The following is a 16696-nucleotide window of genomic DNA, read 5'->3' on the forward strand; positions in this document are numbered from 1 at the left end:
GGGCCGCGGTAACGCGAGCCCTCTCTAATGCTATGGGAACACAATAAGATGCTAGAAATCAAAGACTTGCACGTCAAACTTGAAGAAGAAGATAAGCAGATCCTTAAGGGTGTTAACCTGACGGTTGAACCAGGCAAGGTGCATGCGATCATGGGGCCGAACGGGTCCGGTAAATCGACACTGTCCTATGTTCTGTCCGGAAAGGGCGGCTACGAAGTCACAGGTGGTTCCGCGTCTTTGGACGGCGATGAATTGCTGGACATGGAAGCCGAAGAGCGCGCCGCCGCTGGTCTGTTCCTTGCGTTCCAGTACCCCGTGGAAATCCCGGGCGTTGGTAACATGACCTTCCTGCGCACCGCTGTGAACGCTCAGCGCAAAGCACGCGGCGAAGAAGAAATGTCAGCGGGCGAATTCCTGAAGGTGATCCGCGCCAAGGCCAAGACGCTGAAGATCGACGCGGACATGTTGAAGCGCCCCGTGAACGTTGGATTCTCTGGCGGCGAAAAGAAACGTAACGAGATCCTGCAAATGGCCATGCTTGAGCCAAAGATGTGTATCTTGGACGAAACAGATTCCGGTTTAGACGTGGACGCCATGAAGCTGGTGTCCGAAGGTGTGAACGCCCTGCGTGACGAGGGCCGTGGGTTCCTAGTTATCACGCACTACCAACGCCTTCTGGACCACATCAAGCCGGACGTTGTGCACATCATGGCCGACGGTCGTATCGTGAAAACAGGCGGACCTGAGCTTGCGCTGGAAGTTGAAAACAACGGCTACGCCGACATTCTGGCAGAGGTGGCCTAATGGCCCAGTCGAGCAAAATGTTGCAAGTAAAGCAGGACGCGACAGAAGCGTTTCTGGCGGATCGCGCCGTGCCAACGGGCGCTGCATGGGCCAATGATGCCCGCGCAGATGCGCTTGGGCGCTTGCGTGAAATGGGCCTTCCTCATGGGCGGGACGAGTATTGGAAATTCACCAAGCCGGACAGCTTGGTACACGCGGATGCCCCCAAAGCAGCTGTGTTCCAATACGACGAAGCCCCGCTTTGGGCAGATGTCGAAAGCCTGAAAATTGTCTTCGTTGACGGCGTATTTGACGCGGACGCATCAGATGATTTCGCGCTTGAAGGCCTTGAGATCGAACGTCTGGCGGATGTGGCTGGCAAGGATATTCATTGGGTCAAAGACCTCTATGGAGTTCTGGAAACACGCGGCCAAGATGCGGTACAACGCCCGCTTGCAGCGGTGAACACCGCGCTTGCAACTGATGGTGTGTTCATTCACGTCACCGGCAAGGTGAGCAAACCCGTAAATTTGGTTTATCTTCATAAATCAGACACTTCCGATGCGATCCTGCACCACTGCATCAAGCTGGATGAAGGGGCTGAAATGACCCTTCTGGAAACAGGACCAGCCGCTGCACGGTTTAACAAGTTGTTGGAAGTTGACGTCGCTGACACTGCGAAATTCAACCACGTCCGTGTGCAGGGTCGTGACCATGAACGCCGCGCCGTGACAGGGTGCTTTGCCCGTCTTGGCTCCGAGTCTGCGTTCAAATCCTTTACGCTGACCATGAACGGCGTGCTGACGCGCAACGAGTGCGTGATTGAACTCACCGGCGACGACGCAATTGCCCATGTGGCGGGGGCGTGCGTTGGCGACGGGAAGGATTTCCACCATGACGACACGGTGTTCATCACCCATGATGCGGTGAATTGCGAAAGCCGTCAGGTGTTCAAAAAGGTACTGCGCAACGGTGCAACGGGCGTTTTTCAGGGTAAGATCCTTGTGAAAAAGGATGCACAAAAGACGGATGGCTATCAGATCAGCCAGTCGTTGCTGCTGGATGACGACAGCCAGTTCCTCGCCAAGCCTGAGCTTGAGATTTACGCAGATGACGTCATTTGTTCGCACGGGTCCACGACGGGCGCGATCGACGAAGACGCGATGTTTTATTTGCGATCTCGTGGTGTTCCAGAAGCCGAGGCAACGGATTTGTTGGTTCTGGCCTTCCTTGCCGAAGCACTGGAAGAAATCGAAGACGAAACGCTGGCCGAGGGCATTCTTGAACGCCTTGAAGGTTGGCTGGCGCGCCGCGCGAGCTGATGCCTGTTAGTCGCGATATCGTACGGATGTACCGCAACCCTCGCCAAGTGGCGGGGGAGTTGTATGCAATGGGCCAACGGGAAGACCGCGCGATTGCCTGGTTGATGATCGGCTGCTTCATTGTGTTCGTGTCCTATTTGCCCGCGCTGCAACGCAATGCGGTCTTTGAGGGCGGAAATTTCCAGCGGGACATGGTTTATGCGTTTGTCTCTTGGCTTTTGGTTTGGCCGCTTGGCTTTTACGCGCTGTCTTTTGCGGCATTTGCTGTGACCTATGCATTCCGCAAAAGCGCGACTTCTTATGGCGCGCGGCTTTCGGTGTTTTGGGGCTGGCTTGCGGCCACGCCATTGGCCTTGTTCTACGGGCTTCTCGTTGGGTTCAACGGGGCGGATCATCCGGGCACGATCATGATCGGCGGGCTGTGGCTTGTCGTGTTGGTCTGGTTCTGGGTTTGTGGGTTGATTGAGACGAGTAGGGCGCGCTGATGGAGCTTTCATTTGCCAGCCTCATGGAGTGGACCAAGCTGACCGTGCGTAACCCGCGTCTGGCGTTTGAGCTGGTCAAATCCGCCAAACTGCCGCTCGAAGTCTCGATCTTGATGATCGTGCTAGCGGGTGTCGTATCTGCGGTAGCGGCGGGTGCGCATTACATCCTGATCGGGTCGCCTGACATCATCTTGCCGATCTCTGAAACCCAAGGATTACAATTGGAGCGCGCTGGCCCGTTTGCGCAAGGCGCCATTGCTGTGGTCACAGGAATTTGCGGCAGTCTTGCGCTGTTCTGGGTCGGGAAGCGCATGGGCGGGCAGGGCGATCTGGCTGATATTTTCTCGGTCACTGCTGTTTTGCAGATGGTTGTTACGGTGTTGTTCGTCGGCGTTTATCTGATGGATATTGTCCTGCCGATCTTTGCCTTTGGTTTACTGCTGGTGGCGTTTTACGTATCGCTGCGCGGGCTTGGCCATGCTGTGAACGTCGGCCATGAGTTTAACAGTCTTGGCCGGTCCGCATTGGTAGCGGTCCTTGCGACGGTTGGCCTGTTTTTTGTGCTTGTCTTCGTAGCCACCGCCTTAGGCTTGGCACCAGAGGGCACCATTGTGCCATTGCCGATTGGAAATGAGCTATGAGTTTTGATGTCACCGCCGTTCGTGCGGATTTCCCGATTTTGTCACGCGAAGTGAACGGCAAGCCGCTGGTTTACCTTGATAGCGGGGCCTCTGCGCAAAAACCGCAAGTCGTTATTGACGCGATCAACACGGCCTATGCGTCCGAGTATGCGAACGTGCATCGCGGGCTGCATTACTTGTCTAACTTGGCGACGGAAAAATACGAGGGCGTGCGCGGCACAATCGCGAAGTTCCTTGGTGCAACGAACGAGAACACGATCGTCCTGAATTCCGGCACCACTGAGGGCATCAACACGGTGGCCTACGGCTGGGCGATGGAAAACATGCAAGCGGGGGATGAGATTATCCTGTCCGTCATGGAACACCACGCCAATATTGTGCCGTGGCATTTCCTGCGCGAGCGCATGGGTGTGAAACTGGTTTGGGTGGATGTGGACGCCAATGGCGATCTGGATCCGCAAAAGGTTCTTGATGCGGTGACGCCGCGCACCAAGCTGATTGCGGTGACGCAGTTGTCCAACGTGCTTGGTACTGTTGTTGACGTAAAAACCATCTGCCACGCGGCCCGCGAACAGGGGATCGCGACACTGATAGATGGCTCACAAGGGGCCGTGCATATGCCGGTCGACGTCGAAGACTTGGGTTGTGATTTTTACCCGATCACCGGACATAAGCTCTACGGCCCGTCTGGATCCGGTGCGATCTATATCCGCGCCGAACGTATGGCCGAAATGCGCCCCTTCCTCGGGGGCGGCGATATGATCCGCGAAGTCCACAAAGACAACGTAATCTACAACGACGCCCCGATGAAGTTTGAAGCCGGCACACCGGGCATCGTTCAAACCATCGGCCTTGGCGTTGCACTTGAATACTTGATGGACCTTGGCATGGAGAATGTCGCGGCCCATGAACGCGTCATTCGTGACTATGCGCGATCCAAACTTGACGGGCTGAATTGGCTAAACGTGCAAGGCACCAGCGCGAACAAAGCAGCGATCTTCAGCTTCACACTGGATGGGGCTGCCCATGCGCATGATATCTCAACGGTCTTGGACAAAAAGGGCGTGGCCGTTCGTGCTGGCCAACATTGCACTGGCCCATTGATGGATCACCTTGGTCTGGCGGCCACGTGCCGCGCGTCCTTTGCGATGTACAACACAACCGATGATGTCGATGCCTTGGTCGATGCGCTTGAGTTGTGCCACAAGTTGTTTGCGTAAGGCCAAGACCACGGCTATAGCGACACAGAAGGTCCCTTAGCTCAGCTGGATAGAGCGCTGCCCTCCGAAGGCAGAGGCCAGAGGTTCGAATCCTCTAGGGACCGCCATTCACCCGCGCAACAATCAGCCACACTTCAAAGAAGCGCTTTGGCCTCGCGCGTCGTTACAACGCGGCGCGCGGCATGCGGGCGCAGATGTGGGCAACGCCACTCAGGGAACAGCGTTAAGATTTCGTCACGCGCAGCTCTATCGAGTGCATTTAGGGCTTCGGCGCCCGGGAAGAAACTTTCTGAAGGGATGCCTTCGGCCATGACGATCTCATGAGTGTTAAACGCGATGTGGATGTAGGTCACGTCACCGCCTTCAACACGGCGGATTGATCCGTCGTTGGTAAGGGCTTTGGCAGGGGCCAAAACCTCATCTGCGCCGCAGTGCATTTCAACGCGCCATCCATCGAGCATCATCCGGTGTTGCGGGGACACCAGCAGATCACGCGCGTTGTCCATCGCGCCTTTTCGGATCAGGATTGGCGCAAGATCGCCTTTTGCCGGAACAGTCGCTTGGCCAATCCATGCGATTGGTTGCAACCCGTTGTCCAGCGTCCAAACACGGTCGCCGATCTGAAGCGTTTCAATCGCGATTTTTCCGCGCTCGGAAATGATCATCGTGCCGATGGTGAAACAAGTGATGCTCTCGATTGAATGAAACTTAACGCTTTCGCCCGTGTCATCCCCATCATCGTCCAAATAGAAAACGGTGCCGTTCGCGGGGTTGCCGTCATATTCAACGCGGGTGTTCCCAGTTAGCTTCAGGGTATCAAAGCCTTTACCACCGTGAATTTCGCCGACGTCAGCACCGGCCTCGAGGTTGATGACGTCATCACCATAAACCAAGTTCACTGTATCGACGGATGTTCGTGCGCCGATGGTTACTTCGTCGTCACCGCCGCCCGTGCACAGCGTGCCGTCAATGCGTGCCTGATCTGACAGGGTGACTGTGTCGTTGTCTTCGCCGGTCCTGACATTGCCAGCCACATGCGCCATATCCGAAAGCGCGACACTGTCTTCGCCCTCATTTGTGCAGATATCGCCAAGGATATCCGCTGTGCCGCTGAGCGAAACCGTATCATCGCCCGCGCCAGTGGAGAGCTTGCCAACAACTGTTCCGCTGGTCATGGCGAATGTATCGTTGCCGTCGCCCGTGTGAACATCACCCGTGATCATCGTGCCACCAGAAAGCGATACAACGTCGTCGCCCCCTTGGGTGTAGATCGACCCGTTTACCGTCTTTGCGGCGAGGGTGATGATATCGGCCTGCCAAGTGGTTTCGATCGGGCCCGCATCTGTCAGGCTGCGATCTTCGGCAATGAAAACATCGTCTTGCACCATATCGACGTCGGTATTGCGTTCTATAATGGTTGCGAACGTGCTGGCCTGAACTTCGGCGATGATCACTTCACCTAAGGCAGGATCGAGGTCGCCAAAGGTTTCATCCGCTGCGCGGGTGCGGGCGAACTGGTCCGCAATGATTTGGGTAAAGAGGGGCCCCATTTGCGTGCCGGTGATGGCGTCCTCGGCCAAACCGCCAACCCAAAGATCAACTTGGAACACATCCGTGTAGACCGCGGCAAGGCGGTCCTGAACGTCTTCGTCACTGGTGATGATGGAAAAATCGGTTGGGTCCAGAGTGTCAGGGTCGACATCCCCAATCAGCTGCGCGCGCACATTGATGTAGCTGTCTAACCCGTGATCTAACCCGCGCGCCATATTGATCGCGGCGAGCGAGAAACCCGAAACACCAGCAGGTGTTTCGAGGAAAAAGTTGAGGTCATCGACGATTTCCGTGTCGAGCTCTTGCGCCGTTTCGCTAAGCTGGCCACGAATGATTGCCTCGATACCTCCATCTTCAACCGGAGAATGGTTGAAGTAGCTGTCCATCAACGCCAATGAGCCTTCGTCGGTGCCGTCTTCAGCGACACGATCAATTGTGGACGAAACCAATGTGTGACCAAACCGGAACGCGGCCGTTGAGAATTCAACGGAAACTTCGCCTGACACACCCGCATCAAATCCAGTGTCTTCGCCAACAGCATCGCCAACCAAATGAGGCAGCCACTCGTTATACGTAATCTGTTGAAGTTCGAATTCGACGATGGATCGGGCGGCATCATAAAGCTGCTCATCATCCCAATCAGGGTGTTCTTGCGCAAGTTTTTCAGCCCAATGGTTGTGCTCGCGTGCAAACATCGTGTGCAAAGACAACAGGTTAGGGTTTTCGTTGGCGCGTACGTCGCCAGCTAGGTAAACGGGGTCCTCGCTCGTGATGTCGCCCGCCATGAAGCTGTCTTCGTGGGCATCGGGCAGCATTTCACTAGCTGAGGTCGTGTCGTCCTGCATCCGCAGCTTGCCGCCCTCAAAGCTGCGCAGATCATCCATACGCGCTTCGGTGGAGCCATAAATCTGTGACCCGTCAATCTGCCATGTCACGACGTTTGTTGGTGCAATCGTTTCGCCATCGGCGATTTCATCGGCGACTGCCGAGCGTGCGATGTCATGGGGCATACCCACCAGATCAAGCACACCTTCGTCGTGGTCTTCGGGTGTGAGAACCAGATCGTGGTCTAGGAACTGGCCAAAGGTGGTAAAAAGCGTGGATAGGCCAGCGCTGTTGGGTGCGTCGCCGTCTTGGTCAAACACAACCATCGACACGTCCACTAGATCAGCGCCACCGCTGAACGTTTCCGAAATGCCATCATCATAGCGCGCCTCGGTAAGACGTTCTTGTGCTTCGATATTCGCAAGAAAAGGACAGCTATTTGCCATCAGACCACCTTCAACTCGCCCCCGCGTGATTATTAGGGAGTCGTTAAGGTTTTGACAAATTAATTGAGGAAATATGGTGTATTATGCACAAAGCCCGAACAGTTATGTCCGGGCCTTTTGATTGTTTTCTGAATTGTGGCGTGGGGCTTAGCTGCCCCAGCTGCGAACAGCACCGCAATCAATGTGGACAAAGTTGGAACCGGAATAACGTCCAACACCACCAGCGTTACAGCTTGCAGCGGCACGGGCCATTTGGTTCACGGAACGGCCTTGCATGCGCAAGTCGGACGCCTTGCCTTGCAGGTGCAGTGAATTGCGCGCAACACCGGACGAGTTTGCACGCAGCATCGCGTTGGTTTGTGGTGAACGGTAACCGGAAATCAGCGTGTAGGGCTGGTCATTATCCAGAAGGTTCTGAGTCGCGGCCACAATATCGATCGTACGGGTGTCGATCTGGTGTGTCTGGCCATTGCGCCAATCGCGGAAGAAGCGGTTCACTTCGGTCATCGCCTCGGCAATGTAGTTACCTTCGATCCAGTAGATCGTGTCGAGGCTTTCGCCAGTGCGGCCAGAATACATTTTCAAGCGGCGAATATCGCCACCACCGCGCAAAAATCCTGCTGCATTTGAATATGTTGGGGCGGCAACGACAGCGGTCGCTGCAAATGCTCTCAGCAATCCACGCCGAGAAATGCTCGAAGTTGTTTTCATAGTCATGTTAGCGCTGTCCCGTCGCTTACCTGTAAACCCGTAATTTTACGGGTGTTTCTGCATTCTTGTCCCCAGATGCCCGCACTCTATGCCACAAAATGATTCGTGGACCAAGCCCTTTAAGGGATGAGAATACGTATCAAGGGGGAAATAGGCGGTATTTTGCGCAGATTGTGTGCATTCTACGACTTGTTGCATTTGTGCAAGAACGGCCTGCGGCAGTGCAGCGACAGCAATAAACCAACTCGCGTCATAGCGGGATTGTGAATAGACTTAAAAGGCTCGCTGCCTGATTCACGGATCAAAGCTAATAACCTACCCGCTTTAAAAGTGGGCCTGTATGTTCCTGGGGGGACCAAATGACGACGTTTAACCAATTGTTATTGCGCAAGTTTGCGCTTTTGGCGTTTGTAATCGCCTTTGCTGTGCCAGCGCATGACGCTAGCGCGCAGACCACAGCATTCCGCCAGGCGGTCGCTGAAGGCGCATCGCAAGATGAAGTTTTGGCCGAATTTTATCGCGGCCGCGAGTTTGAAGGCATCTGGACAGGGGCGACGGGACGGGACCGTGCCCGCCGCAATGCACTTTTGGCCGCTTTTGCCAGCGCAGGGGACCACGGTCTTCCTGCTGTGCAATATGACCCGAACGCCTTGATGGCGCGCCTACAGGCCGCCAACACCCCAGCAGAGAAAGGCGCGATGGAAGTCGAGATGTCGCGTTTGTTCTTGTCATACGCCCGCGACATTCAAACCGGTATCCTGACGCCAAGTCGTGTGGTTTCCGAAATTCGCCGCGAAGTTCCGCTGCGGTCGCGCCTTGGCTACATTCAAGGGTTCGTTGAGTCCTCACCCGCATCCTACCTCGCATCATTGCCGCCAAGCTCCCCAGAGTACGCGCGTCTTTTGCGTGAAAAGCTGAACCTTGAGCGCCTGTTGGCGAACGGTGGCTGGGGCGCGACTGTAACTGGTGGCGGCCTTGCACCGGGTGCATCTGGCGCAGGCGTTGTTGCGTTGCGCGATCGTCTGGTCGCGATGGGCTACATGGAACGCTCAGCCACGCAGACATATGACGCAACTATTCAGGCAGCAGTTCAGCGGTTCCAACAGGCCCACGGCCTGACAGCAGACGGCGAAGCCGGAGCAGGGACGCTGCGTGAGCTGAACGTACCCGTCGCGTCCCGTTTGCAGCAAGTTATCGTTGCAATGGAGCGTGAACGTTGGATGAACCGCCCACGCGGTGAGCGCCATGTTTGGGTGAACCTTGTCGATTTTACAGCGGCAATCATGGATAATGACCGCGTAACATACCAAACGCGTTCCGTTATTGGAGCCACTGCTAGCGACCGCCAAAGCCCTGAATTCTCAGATGTTATGGAATACATGGTCATCAACCCAAGCTGGTATGTGCCACGTTCCATCATCGTGAACGAATACCTGCCAGCGCTGCAACGTAACCGCAACGCGGTGAGCCACATTGAAATTACAGACAGCCGTGGTCGCGCGATCAACCGCAGCAATGTGAACTTCAGCCAGTTCAACGCCAGCACATTCCCGTACTCCATGCGCCAGCCTCCGAGCCGTGGTAATGCGTTGGGTCTGGTGAAGTTCATCTTCCCGAACCAGTACAACATCTACCTGCATGACACGCCGGCGAAGTCCTTGTTTGGCCGCGAAGTACGTGCGTTTTCACATGGTTGCATTCGCCTGAATGACCCGTTTGACTTCGCCTATGCATTGTTGGCCGTTCAAGAAGCAGATCCTGAAGGGTATTTCCAGTCGCAGCTGCGCACAGGCCGTGAAGCACGCGTGAACCTTGATAATCCGGTTCCGGTGCATCTGGTTTACCGCACAGCGTTCACCCACACGACAGGCCAACTGAACTTCCGCGGCGATGTCTATAACCGTGACAGCCGCATCTGGAATGCATTGGCAAACGAAGGGGTGGCTGTCCGCGCGATTGGCGGGTAAATCTGGTCCCGAATAGGGGACGTAAATGCCACAGACTTTGAAAGAACTTGCTGCGTCGCTTGGGGCCGAAACCCTTGGCGACGCATCTATTTCGGTAGACCGTTTGGCGGAACCGCTAGAGGCCCGCGAAGGGGACCTTGCACTCGCAGTGGCCCCGAAATTTGCCGCGCACCTAAAAGCGTCAGGAGCCCGCGCCGCCGTGGTTTGGCCGGGGGCGAACCTGACCGAGCTTGGGCTTGATGGGGCAATCGTGGCACCACGGGGGCGCTTGGCGATGGCGGGGCTAACCCAACAGATGGATCGTGATTTGGCCTTTGGAGGGCAGGCGGGTATCCACCCTAGCGCCGTGATTGATCCATCTGCCAAGATTGGCGCGGGCGCTATTATCGGCCCGTTTGTTGTGATTGCAGCAGAGGTTCACATCGGTGCCAACGCGCGGATCGGTTCCCATGTTAGTATCAGCCGCGACGTCGAGATCGGCGCGGATGCTGTGCTGCATTCCGGTGTCCGGATCGGGCCCAATGTAGTTATCGGGCATAGATGCATTGTACAGATGGGCGCGGCGATTGGCGGGGATGGGTTTTCATTCACGACCGAAACCCCATCAAACGTAGAACGTGCTGTACGCGCACGTGGCGAACCGCTCGATCCAATGGATGGTACATGGCACCGCATTCATTCACTGGGTGGCGTTGTGATCGGGGACAACGTCGAGGTTGGCGCCAACTCCACCATTGATGCAGGCACCATACGCGCGACCCGTGTTTCGGATGGCTGCAAGATCGATAACCTCGTTCAGGTCGGGCACAACGTGGTTCTAGGCGCAGATTGCCTGCTGTGTGCGCAAGCCGCGGTGGCGGGTTCTGCCGTTCTTGGGGATCGCGTAATTCTTGGTGGTAAATCCGGCGTTGCGGACAATCTGACAATCGGGCGTGACGTTGTGGTTGGGGGCGGTGCAATCGTTCTGGGCAATGTCGCGGACGGCGTATTTGTCTCTGGCCATCCCGCACAGCCAACCCATGAACACCGCGCAGGGCAAAAGGCCCTGAAACGCCTGACACAGCAATAAAGGTTCCATATCCGCGCCCTTCGCTTTAAATCAAAGACAGGATGAGGACACGACGGATATTTTCACATGAGCATCGCACCGCAAGTTATTGAAATAATTGCCCAGCAAGCCTTGCTTGAGCCAAGCGACGTGACCGAGGCGTCAACGCTAGAGGACCTCGGTATTGACAGCCTTGGCTTGGTTGAGAGCATTTTTGCGATTGAAGAGGCCTTTGATATTTCCGTCCCGTTTAATGCCAATGACCCAACCGAGGGGGATTTTGATATCTCCACAGTCGGTTCGATCATCAAAGCCGTGGATGCATTGGTGAAGGGCCAAGCGTGAGGCGCGTTGTCATCACCGGATCCGGCACCATCAACCCTTTGGGCAATGATGTGCCAACCACGCTGGCGGCCATGCGCGAAGGACGCTGTGGTATCGGCTCGCTTGATATTCGTGATGTCGACCGTCTGGCCGTAAAAATCGGCGGGCAGGTGCGTGACTACGACGAACAGACGCATTTCAACCGCCAACAAATCAGCCTTTATGACCGGTTCACCCAATTTACGTTATTGGCGGCGAAACAGGCGATTGATGAGGCTGGGATTTCGTTTTCGGGTGAACTCGCAGATCGCTCCGGCGTGGTTCTTGGCACGTCCGGCGGCGGGTTGAACACGCAGGACGAAAACTACCGCGCTGTCTATGAAGAAGGCAAAAATCGCGTGCATCCGTTCATTGTGCCCAAGTTGATGAACAACGCCGCCGCCAGCCACGTGTCCATGCAATACAACCTGCGCGGCCCGTCCTTTACGGTGGCCACCGCCTGCGCGTCTAGCAATCACGCCATGGGCCAAGCCTTTATGATGATCCGCTCTGGCATGGCAGATGTAATGGTCACTGGCGGGTCTGAATCCATGCTGTGCTTTGGCGGGGTCAAAGCATGGGAAGGCCTGCGTGTGATGTCGAAAGACGCCTGCCGCCCGTTTTCTGCGACGCGCAACGGCATGGTACAGGGCGAGGGCGCGGGGGTATTCGTCTTTGAAGAGTATGATCATGCGGTCAAACGTGGCGCCACGATCCTTGCCGAAGTTGCGGGCTTCGCGATGTCATCGGATGCCTCCGATATTGTCACACCGTCCAAACAGGGCGCCGCGCGCGCCATCGCGGGCGCGTTGAAAGACGCAAAACTGAACCGCGAAGACGTAGGCTATATCAACGCCCATGGAACCGGTACGGCCGCCAATGACAAAACCGAATGCGCGGCCGTTGCAGATGTTTTTGGTGCCCATGCCGACAAGCTGATGATGTCCAGCACCAAGTCAATGCACGGCCACCTGATTGGCGGTACCGGCGCGGTTGAGCTTTTGGCCTGTATTATGGCAGTGCGTGACGGCATCATCGCACCGACAATCGGCTATGAAGAAGCGGACCCTGAATGCGCGCTCGACGTTGTTCCAAACGAGGCGCGTGAGGCGAAGGTCAGCGCTGTGCTCTCTAACGCTTTTGCCTTTGGCGGCCTAAACGCCGTCATCGCGCTAAAGTCTGGCTAAACGAAAAGCGCCGCACCTAAGACAGGCGCGGCGCTTTATTTCTTTGGCTCTTAAATACTCAGTAGCGAAACTGTTTACTCCGAAGCTGCGTTGTAGGCTGCAGTGAAGCCAGCCAATGACATGGTAACGGTCACTTCCTGATCTGGTGCGGCAGCCGGAACCATACGCAAAGTCGCCGCAGCACCGCGGCGGAACAATGCAACGTCCTGTTCTGTTAGGCCAAGACGGGTGACGCAGCCGCCAACATTACAGAAATTGAATGGGAAACGGCGTGCTTGGCCTCCGTCAACTCGCATCGTCAATTGCTCCGTCAGCAGTGTCTCAAGTGGTGCAACAATCGTCGCGCCTGCGGCGGCTTGGCCTCCGTTTGGCAAAACGACGATGGCGATTTCAGCAACAGAGTTACCATCAGCATCGTTCAAAAGCTGGTACATCTGGCACGGGTCTTTGCCTTCTTCAACTTTCAGGCAACGTAACGCCCAATCACCGTGGACTTCGGCGAGGTATTGTTGGCCCGGCTGAGGTTCCTGTGGCTCAGAAGCGGTGGGGTCACCATTTTCGTCGACTTCCTCGCCCATGTTGAAAACGCTTTCAGGCTGCTCTTCTGTCGTTGACGAAGGCGCTTCGGTTGCTGCTTCCGCAGGTGCTGTCTCAGCAGGGGCTTCTTCGGTTGTTTCTTGTGCGAACGATGGTGCGCCAAGTGTGCAGGCCAGTGCCGCCACGGTAAGTGTTTTAGAAATGCTAGAAGTGAAAAAGGTCATAGGTTCGTCCAATATGGTCTGTCGTTGCGCGAGGCTTAGCATGGGACGCTGGGCGTGTCAGGGCAAAAACGGGTTTCGGCAGGGCTTTGCCGATACAGCCGACGGCCAAAATCGTTGGGCAGATAAATGGGTGAAAAAGCGGACCCAAAATAGAAAAAGGGCCCCCAAAAGGCCCTTTCCCGTCTTCTCCCTATCGGACTTGGCCGATTTATTGCGCAGACGTTACGTAACCAAAGGCCACCCGTCAACAGGCTATTGTTCTGTAAGTTAAAATTCTCTTTTTTGTTTGATTTGAAAATATTTGGGCGTTTCCGGCAAAAAGGCCGCGCCCCAGTAAAAACTGAGTGCGCGGCAAGTCTAACAAGGAGGAAGTCAACAGCACCGTAGGAGGACATGAACTGTGCTGTTACGAATATACTGGCCCATAAAGGTTAAGGATGTATTTTGGCGCAAACGTTTATGCGGCCAGTTTGAATCGAGGCCATTGGAAATAGGGAACAGGCAATGAGTGACGGAATTTTCTTAGGTGGTGGCGGCAATGACTATCGTGAGGCGCAAAACCTGCTGTTGAAGTATGCAAACCGCCACGGTCTGATCGCGGGTGCAACGGGCACGGGTAAGACCGTCACGCTGCAAATTCTCGCGGAAGGGTTCTCTGCGGTTGGCGTTCCGGTGTTCCTGTCTGACGTTAAGGGCGATCTGTCTGGATTGGCAAAATCCGGCAGTGCGGACTTCAAACTGCATGAACCCTTCATGAAACGCGCCGAAACCATTGGACTTGATCTGCAATATGACAAGTTCCCTGTGACCTTCTGGGATCTCTTGGGCGAGCAGGGACACCCGATCCGCACCACAGTCGCAGAAATGGGCCCGCTGTTGTTGTCCACCCTCATGGGGCTGACCGAAGCGCAAGAAGGCGTGCTGAACGTTGCCTTCCGTGTGTCCGACGAAGAAGGCCTGCCGCTGCTTGATTTGGAAGACCTACAGGCGCTTCTGGTTTGGGTCGGGCAGAACGCCAAGGAATTGTCTTTGCGCTACGGTAACGTGGCGACGTCTTCTGTTGGTGCGATCCAGCGTCAGTTGTTAGTGCTTGAAAACCAAGGTGGTGCAGGGCTGTTTGGCGAACCTGCCCTTGATCTGCGTGACATCATGGCGACCGAGGATGATGGGCGCGGGCGCATCAACATCCTTGCGTCAGATAAGCTGATGGCATCGCCAAAGCTATATGCGACCTTCCTGTTGTGGCTGCTGTCCGAGCTGTTTGAGGAACTTCCGGAGGTTGGCAACCCTGACAAACCCAAGCTCGTGTTCTTCTTTGACGAAGCGCACCTGCTGTTTGATGACGCGCCCAAGGCGTTGGTTGACAAGGTCGAACAAGTCGCGCGTTTGATCCGGTCCAAAGGGGTGGGTGTATACTTTATCACGCAGAACCCAGCTGACGTGCCCGAGGACATCCTCGGCCAGCTTGGCAACCGCGTGCAGCACGCTTTGCGGGCGTTTACAGCCAACGACCAGAAGGAATTGAAGCAAGCGGCGGACACCTACCGCCCGAACCCTGCTTTCGACACCGCCGAGGCTATCCGCGAAGTCGGCACAGGTGAGGCGGTGACGTCTATGCTGATCGACAAGGGGGTTCCAGGAATCGTTGAGCGCACCTTGATCCGCCCGCCGTCATCACAACTTGGCCCGATCACCAAGGCCGAGCGCGCCGATGTTATGGCTGCATCACCGATGTCGGGGAAATACGACGAACGCCTAGATCGCAATTCCGCCGCTGAAATGCTGGCGAAGCGTGCTGACGCCGCTGCTGAAGAAGCTGAAAAGGCAGAGGCCGCCGAAGAAAAGCTCGAGGCAGAGGAGCGCGAGCACAAGCAAGGACGCCGTTACACTGGAAACGACGGTGAACGTTCGACCAGCCGTCGATCATCCAAGTCCGAAAGCTGGGGTGGTGCGATTGCAACCGTCGTCGCCAAGGAACTAAAGGGCACAACAGGTCGGCGCATCGTGCGCGGCATCTTGGGCGGGCTGTTCAAAGGCAGATGAATTGGGCTGAGGGCGGCGGCCTAACCGTCGTCCTAAGAACCTAGTTCAGTGGCGAGATCTTGAGCTCCGATATCCGGTTCTCGTCTTTGCCCATGACTTCAAACCTGAAACCGTGGAAGCTGAAGACTTGGCCCACAACGGGGATCATCTGCGCTTCGTGGATGACCAGACCTGCAACTGTGTTGGCTTCATCGTCTGGTAATGTCCAATCGGTTGCACGGTTCACGTCGCGGATCGTCATTGTACCGTCCACGATATAGCTGCCATCTTCGGCTTGGGTGACTTCGTTTTCTTCGTCTGTATCGAATTCGTCGGTGATTTCTCCGACGATCTCTTCGAGAATATCTTCAAGCGTGATGAGGCCCTGAAGCGTGCCGTATTCATCCACCACAAGCGCGAAATGTGCGCGACGCGCCAAGAACTGGCGCATCTGGTCGTCCAGCGTTGTGGTTTCAGGAACAAAGTAGGGCGTCATAGCCACGGCCATAATATCAAAATCAGCCATTTCCTGCGGCTCGATCCGGCCGTCGCCTAGCATCTTATGCAACGCGCGCAGCAGGTCCTTGGCGTGCAGTGTGCCGATAATGTTTTCAGGGTCGTCACGGTAAAGCGGCAGGCGCGTGTGGTTGCTTTCCAGACAGAGGCGCAGGATTTCGGGGACGGGCAGGGCCACGTCGATCATCTCAATCTCTTTGCGGTGAAGCATAATTTCTTCCACCGTACGTTCAGCCAGATCAAGCGCGCCCAAAATCCGGTCGCGGTCTTCTTTTTCCACAACACCTTCGGAATGGCCCAACTGTAGCGCTCCAGCGATTTCTTCACGGACGGCAAGGATGTTGCTGTCAGGGTCGGTTTGAACTCCAAAGACGCCCAACACACCGCGCACCAGCCAACGAACTGCTTTCACGAAGGGCGAAAAAACCGTCACCACAATCGCGATCGGCCGTGCAGAAATGCTTGCCGCACGTTCTGGGTTTGTAATGGCGTAGGTCTTGGGTAGGACTTCCGCGAAGATCAGAACCAGTACGGTCATCACGGTCGTCGCAATTACCACACCGTTTTCGCCAAAGGCGCGCAGAAACATCGTCGTCGCAAGCGAGGTCGCGAGGATATTCACAAGGTTATTGCCCAACAGAACCGAGCCAATCAGCTTTTCACGGTCCTCAGTCACCTCAAACGCTTTTTCAGCGCCCTTGTTCCCTTTGTCGGCATTGCTACGCAGCTTGCCACGCGAGGCGGCCGTCAGTGCGGTCTCAGAACCGGAAAAGAAGCCGGAAAGCACAAGAAGAAACAGGATCGCACCGGCGGTGGTCCAAAAAGCAGCATCAAGCATGGGGGGTCAC

14 protein-coding genes and 1 tRNA gene are annotated in these 16696 nt (G+C 55.8%); 11 read left to right on the forward strand and 4 right to left on the reverse strand.

Annotation, left to right across the window (positions count from 1 at the left end):
• Positions 1-48: 48 nt before the first annotated feature.
• From sufC to OCA8868_RS00700, 6 genes are all read left to right on the forward strand, one after another.
• Positions 49-804, forward strand: a complete 756-nt coding sequence (gene sufC, locus OCA8868_RS00675; protein ID WP_093995455.1) for a Fe-S cluster assembly ATPase SufC — start codon at positions 49-51, stop codon at positions 802-804.
• Positions 804-2105 (forward strand): Fe-S cluster assembly protein SufD, encoded by a 1302-nt coding sequence (gene sufD, locus OCA8868_RS00680; RefSeq protein ID WP_093994643.1) that lies wholly within the window; start codon positions 804-806, stop codon positions 2103-2105. The genes sufC and sufD overlap by 1 nt, the downstream gene beginning before the upstream one ends.
• Positions 2105-2590 (forward strand): hypothetical protein, encoded by a 486-nt coding sequence (locus tag OCA8868_RS00685; protein ID WP_093995456.1) that lies wholly within the window; start codon positions 2105-2107, stop codon positions 2588-2590. Before sufD ends, OCA8868_RS00685 begins: the two co-directional genes overlap by 1 nt.
• Positions 2590-3231: a YIP1 family protein gene (locus OCA8868_RS00690; RefSeq protein ID WP_093994644.1), complete on the forward strand. Its 642-nt coding sequence runs from the start codon at positions 2590-2592 to the stop codon at positions 3229-3231. Before OCA8868_RS00685 ends, OCA8868_RS00690 begins: the two co-directional genes overlap by 1 nt.
• Entirely contained in the window at positions 3228-4451 is a 1224-nt protein-coding gene (locus OCA8868_RS00695) for a cysteine desulfurase (RefSeq protein WP_093994645.1), read from the forward strand. The genes OCA8868_RS00690 and OCA8868_RS00695 overlap by 4 nt, the downstream gene beginning before the upstream one ends.
• 30 nt (positions 4452-4481) lie before the next feature.
• Positions 4482-4558 (forward strand) — tRNA-Arg (locus OCA8868_RS00700).
• Positions 4559-4585: 27 nt separating this feature from the next.
• On the opposite strand, the gene OCA8868_RS00705 is transcribed toward OCA8868_RS00700, so the two are convergent.
• Both OCA8868_RS00705 and mepK read right to left on the reverse strand, forming a co-directional pair.
• Complete coding sequence (locus tag OCA8868_RS00705) at positions 4586-7273, reverse strand: peroxidase family protein (RefSeq protein ID WP_093994646.1); 2688 nt, start codon at positions 7271-7273, stop codon at positions 4586-4588.
• 147 nt (positions 7274-7420) lie between these two features.
• Complete coding sequence (mepK, locus tag OCA8868_RS00710) at positions 7421-7990, reverse strand: peptidoglycan L,D-endopeptidase MepK (protein ID WP_093994647.1); 570 nt, start codon at positions 7988-7990, stop codon at positions 7421-7423.
• A gap of 353 nt (positions 7991-8343) precedes the next feature.
• On the opposite strand from mepK, the gene OCA8868_RS00715 reads away from it, so the two are divergent.
• The 4 genes from OCA8868_RS00715 to OCA8868_RS00730 all read left to right on the forward strand — a co-directional run bounded on the left by OCA8868_RS00715 (position 8344) and on the right by OCA8868_RS00730 (position 12549).
• Positions 8344-9951, forward strand: a complete 1608-nt coding sequence (locus OCA8868_RS00715) for a L,D-transpeptidase family protein (protein ID WP_093994648.1) — start codon at positions 8344-8346, stop codon at positions 9949-9951.
• A 25-nt stretch (positions 9952-9976) separates the two neighbouring features.
• Complete coding sequence (locus tag OCA8868_RS00720; protein ID WP_093994649.1) at positions 9977-11020, forward strand: UDP-3-O-(3-hydroxymyristoyl)glucosamine N-acyltransferase; 1044 nt, start codon at positions 9977-9979, stop codon at positions 11018-11020.
• Between the two features lie 66 nt (positions 11021-11086).
• Positions 11087-11344 carry an acyl carrier protein gene (locus OCA8868_RS00725; protein WP_093994650.1) on the forward strand — a complete coding sequence of 86 codons (258 nt, stop codon included), beginning with the start codon at positions 11087-11089 and terminating at the stop codon, positions 11342-11344.
• The gene (locus tag OCA8868_RS00730; protein WP_093994651.1) at positions 11341-12549 is read left to right on the forward strand and encodes a beta-ketoacyl-[acyl-carrier-protein] synthase family protein; all 1209 of its coding nucleotides are present in this window, start codon (positions 11341-11343) and stop codon (positions 12547-12549) included. The genes OCA8868_RS00725 and OCA8868_RS00730 overlap by 4 nt, the downstream gene beginning before the upstream one ends.
• Positions 12550-12623: 74 nt before the next feature.
• Here the strand turns inward: OCA8868_RS00730 and OCA8868_RS00735 are convergent, their stop codons facing one another.
• Positions 12624-13310 carry an invasion associated locus B family protein gene (locus OCA8868_RS00735; protein ID WP_093994652.1) on the reverse strand — a complete coding sequence of 229 codons (687 nt, stop codon included), beginning with the start codon at positions 13308-13310 and terminating at the stop codon, positions 12624-12626.
• Between the two features lie 504 nt (positions 13311-13814).
• Here OCA8868_RS00735 and OCA8868_RS00740 point away from each other — a divergent pair.
• Positions 13815-15353 (forward strand): helicase HerA-like domain-containing protein, encoded by a 1539-nt coding sequence (locus tag OCA8868_RS00740; RefSeq protein ID WP_093994653.1) that lies wholly within the window; start codon positions 13815-13817, stop codon positions 15351-15353.
• A 40-nt stretch (positions 15354-15393) separates the two neighbouring features.
• Here OCA8868_RS00740 and OCA8868_RS00745 read toward each other — a convergent pair whose 3' ends face one another.
• Entirely contained in the window at positions 15394-16686 is a 1293-nt protein-coding gene (locus tag OCA8868_RS00745; RefSeq protein ID WP_093994654.1) for an HlyC/CorC family transporter, read from the reverse strand.
• Between the last annotated feature and the right edge of the window lie 10 nt (positions 16687-16696).

The sequence above is a fragment of the Octadecabacter ascidiaceicola genome, assembly GCF_900185015.1.
Classification (GTDB): Bacteria; Pseudomonadota; Alphaproteobacteria; order Rhodobacterales; family Rhodobacteraceae; genus Octadecabacter; species Octadecabacter ascidiaceicola.

What these genes read in the sequence shown, in the direction of transcription:
- sufC (WP_093995455.1), top strand. Translation starts at nt 49, where the DNA reads ATGCTAGAAATCAAAGACTTGCACGTCAAACTTGAAGAAGAAGATAAG.
- sufD (WP_093994643.1), top strand. Translation starts at nt 804, where the DNA reads ATGGCCCAGTCGAGCAAAATGTTGCAAGTAAAGCAGGACGCGACAGAA.
- OCA8868_RS00685 (WP_093995456.1), top strand. Translation starts at nt 2,105, where the DNA reads ATGCCTGTTAGTCGCGATATCGTACGGATGTACCGCAACCCTCGCCAA.
- OCA8868_RS00690 (WP_093994644.1), top strand. Translation starts at nt 2,590, where the DNA reads ATGGAGCTTTCATTTGCCAGCCTCATGGAGTGGACCAAGCTGACCGTG.
- OCA8868_RS00695 (WP_093994645.1), top strand. Translation starts at nt 3,228, where the DNA reads ATGAGTTTTGATGTCACCGCCGTTCGTGCGGATTTCCCGATTTTGTCA.
- OCA8868_RS00705 (WP_093994646.1), bottom strand. Translation starts at nt 7,273, where the DNA reads ATGGCAAATAGCTGTCCTTTTCTTGCGAATATCGAAGCACAAGAACGT.
- mepK (WP_093994647.1), bottom strand. Translation starts at nt 7,990, where the DNA reads ATGACTATGAAAACAACTTCGAGCATTTCTCGGCGTGGATTGCTGAGA.
- OCA8868_RS00715 (WP_093994648.1), top strand. Translation starts at nt 8,344, where the DNA reads ATGACGACGTTTAACCAATTGTTATTGCGCAAGTTTGCGCTTTTGGCG.
- OCA8868_RS00720 (WP_093994649.1), top strand. Translation starts at nt 9,977, where the DNA reads ATGCCACAGACTTTGAAAGAACTTGCTGCGTCGCTTGGGGCCGAAACC.
- OCA8868_RS00725 (WP_093994650.1), top strand. Translation starts at nt 11,087, where the DNA reads ATGAGCATCGCACCGCAAGTTATTGAAATAATTGCCCAGCAAGCCTTG.
- OCA8868_RS00735 (WP_093994652.1), bottom strand. Translation starts at nt 13,310, where the DNA reads ATGACCTTTTTCACTTCTAGCATTTCTAAAACACTTACCGTGGCGGCA.
- OCA8868_RS00740 (WP_093994653.1), top strand. Translation starts at nt 13,815, where the DNA reads ATGAGTGACGGAATTTTCTTAGGTGGTGGCGGCAATGACTATCGTGAG.
- OCA8868_RS00745 (WP_093994654.1), bottom strand. Translation starts at nt 16,686, where the DNA reads ATGCTTGATGCTGCTTTTTGGACCACCGCCGGTGCGATCCTGTTTCTT.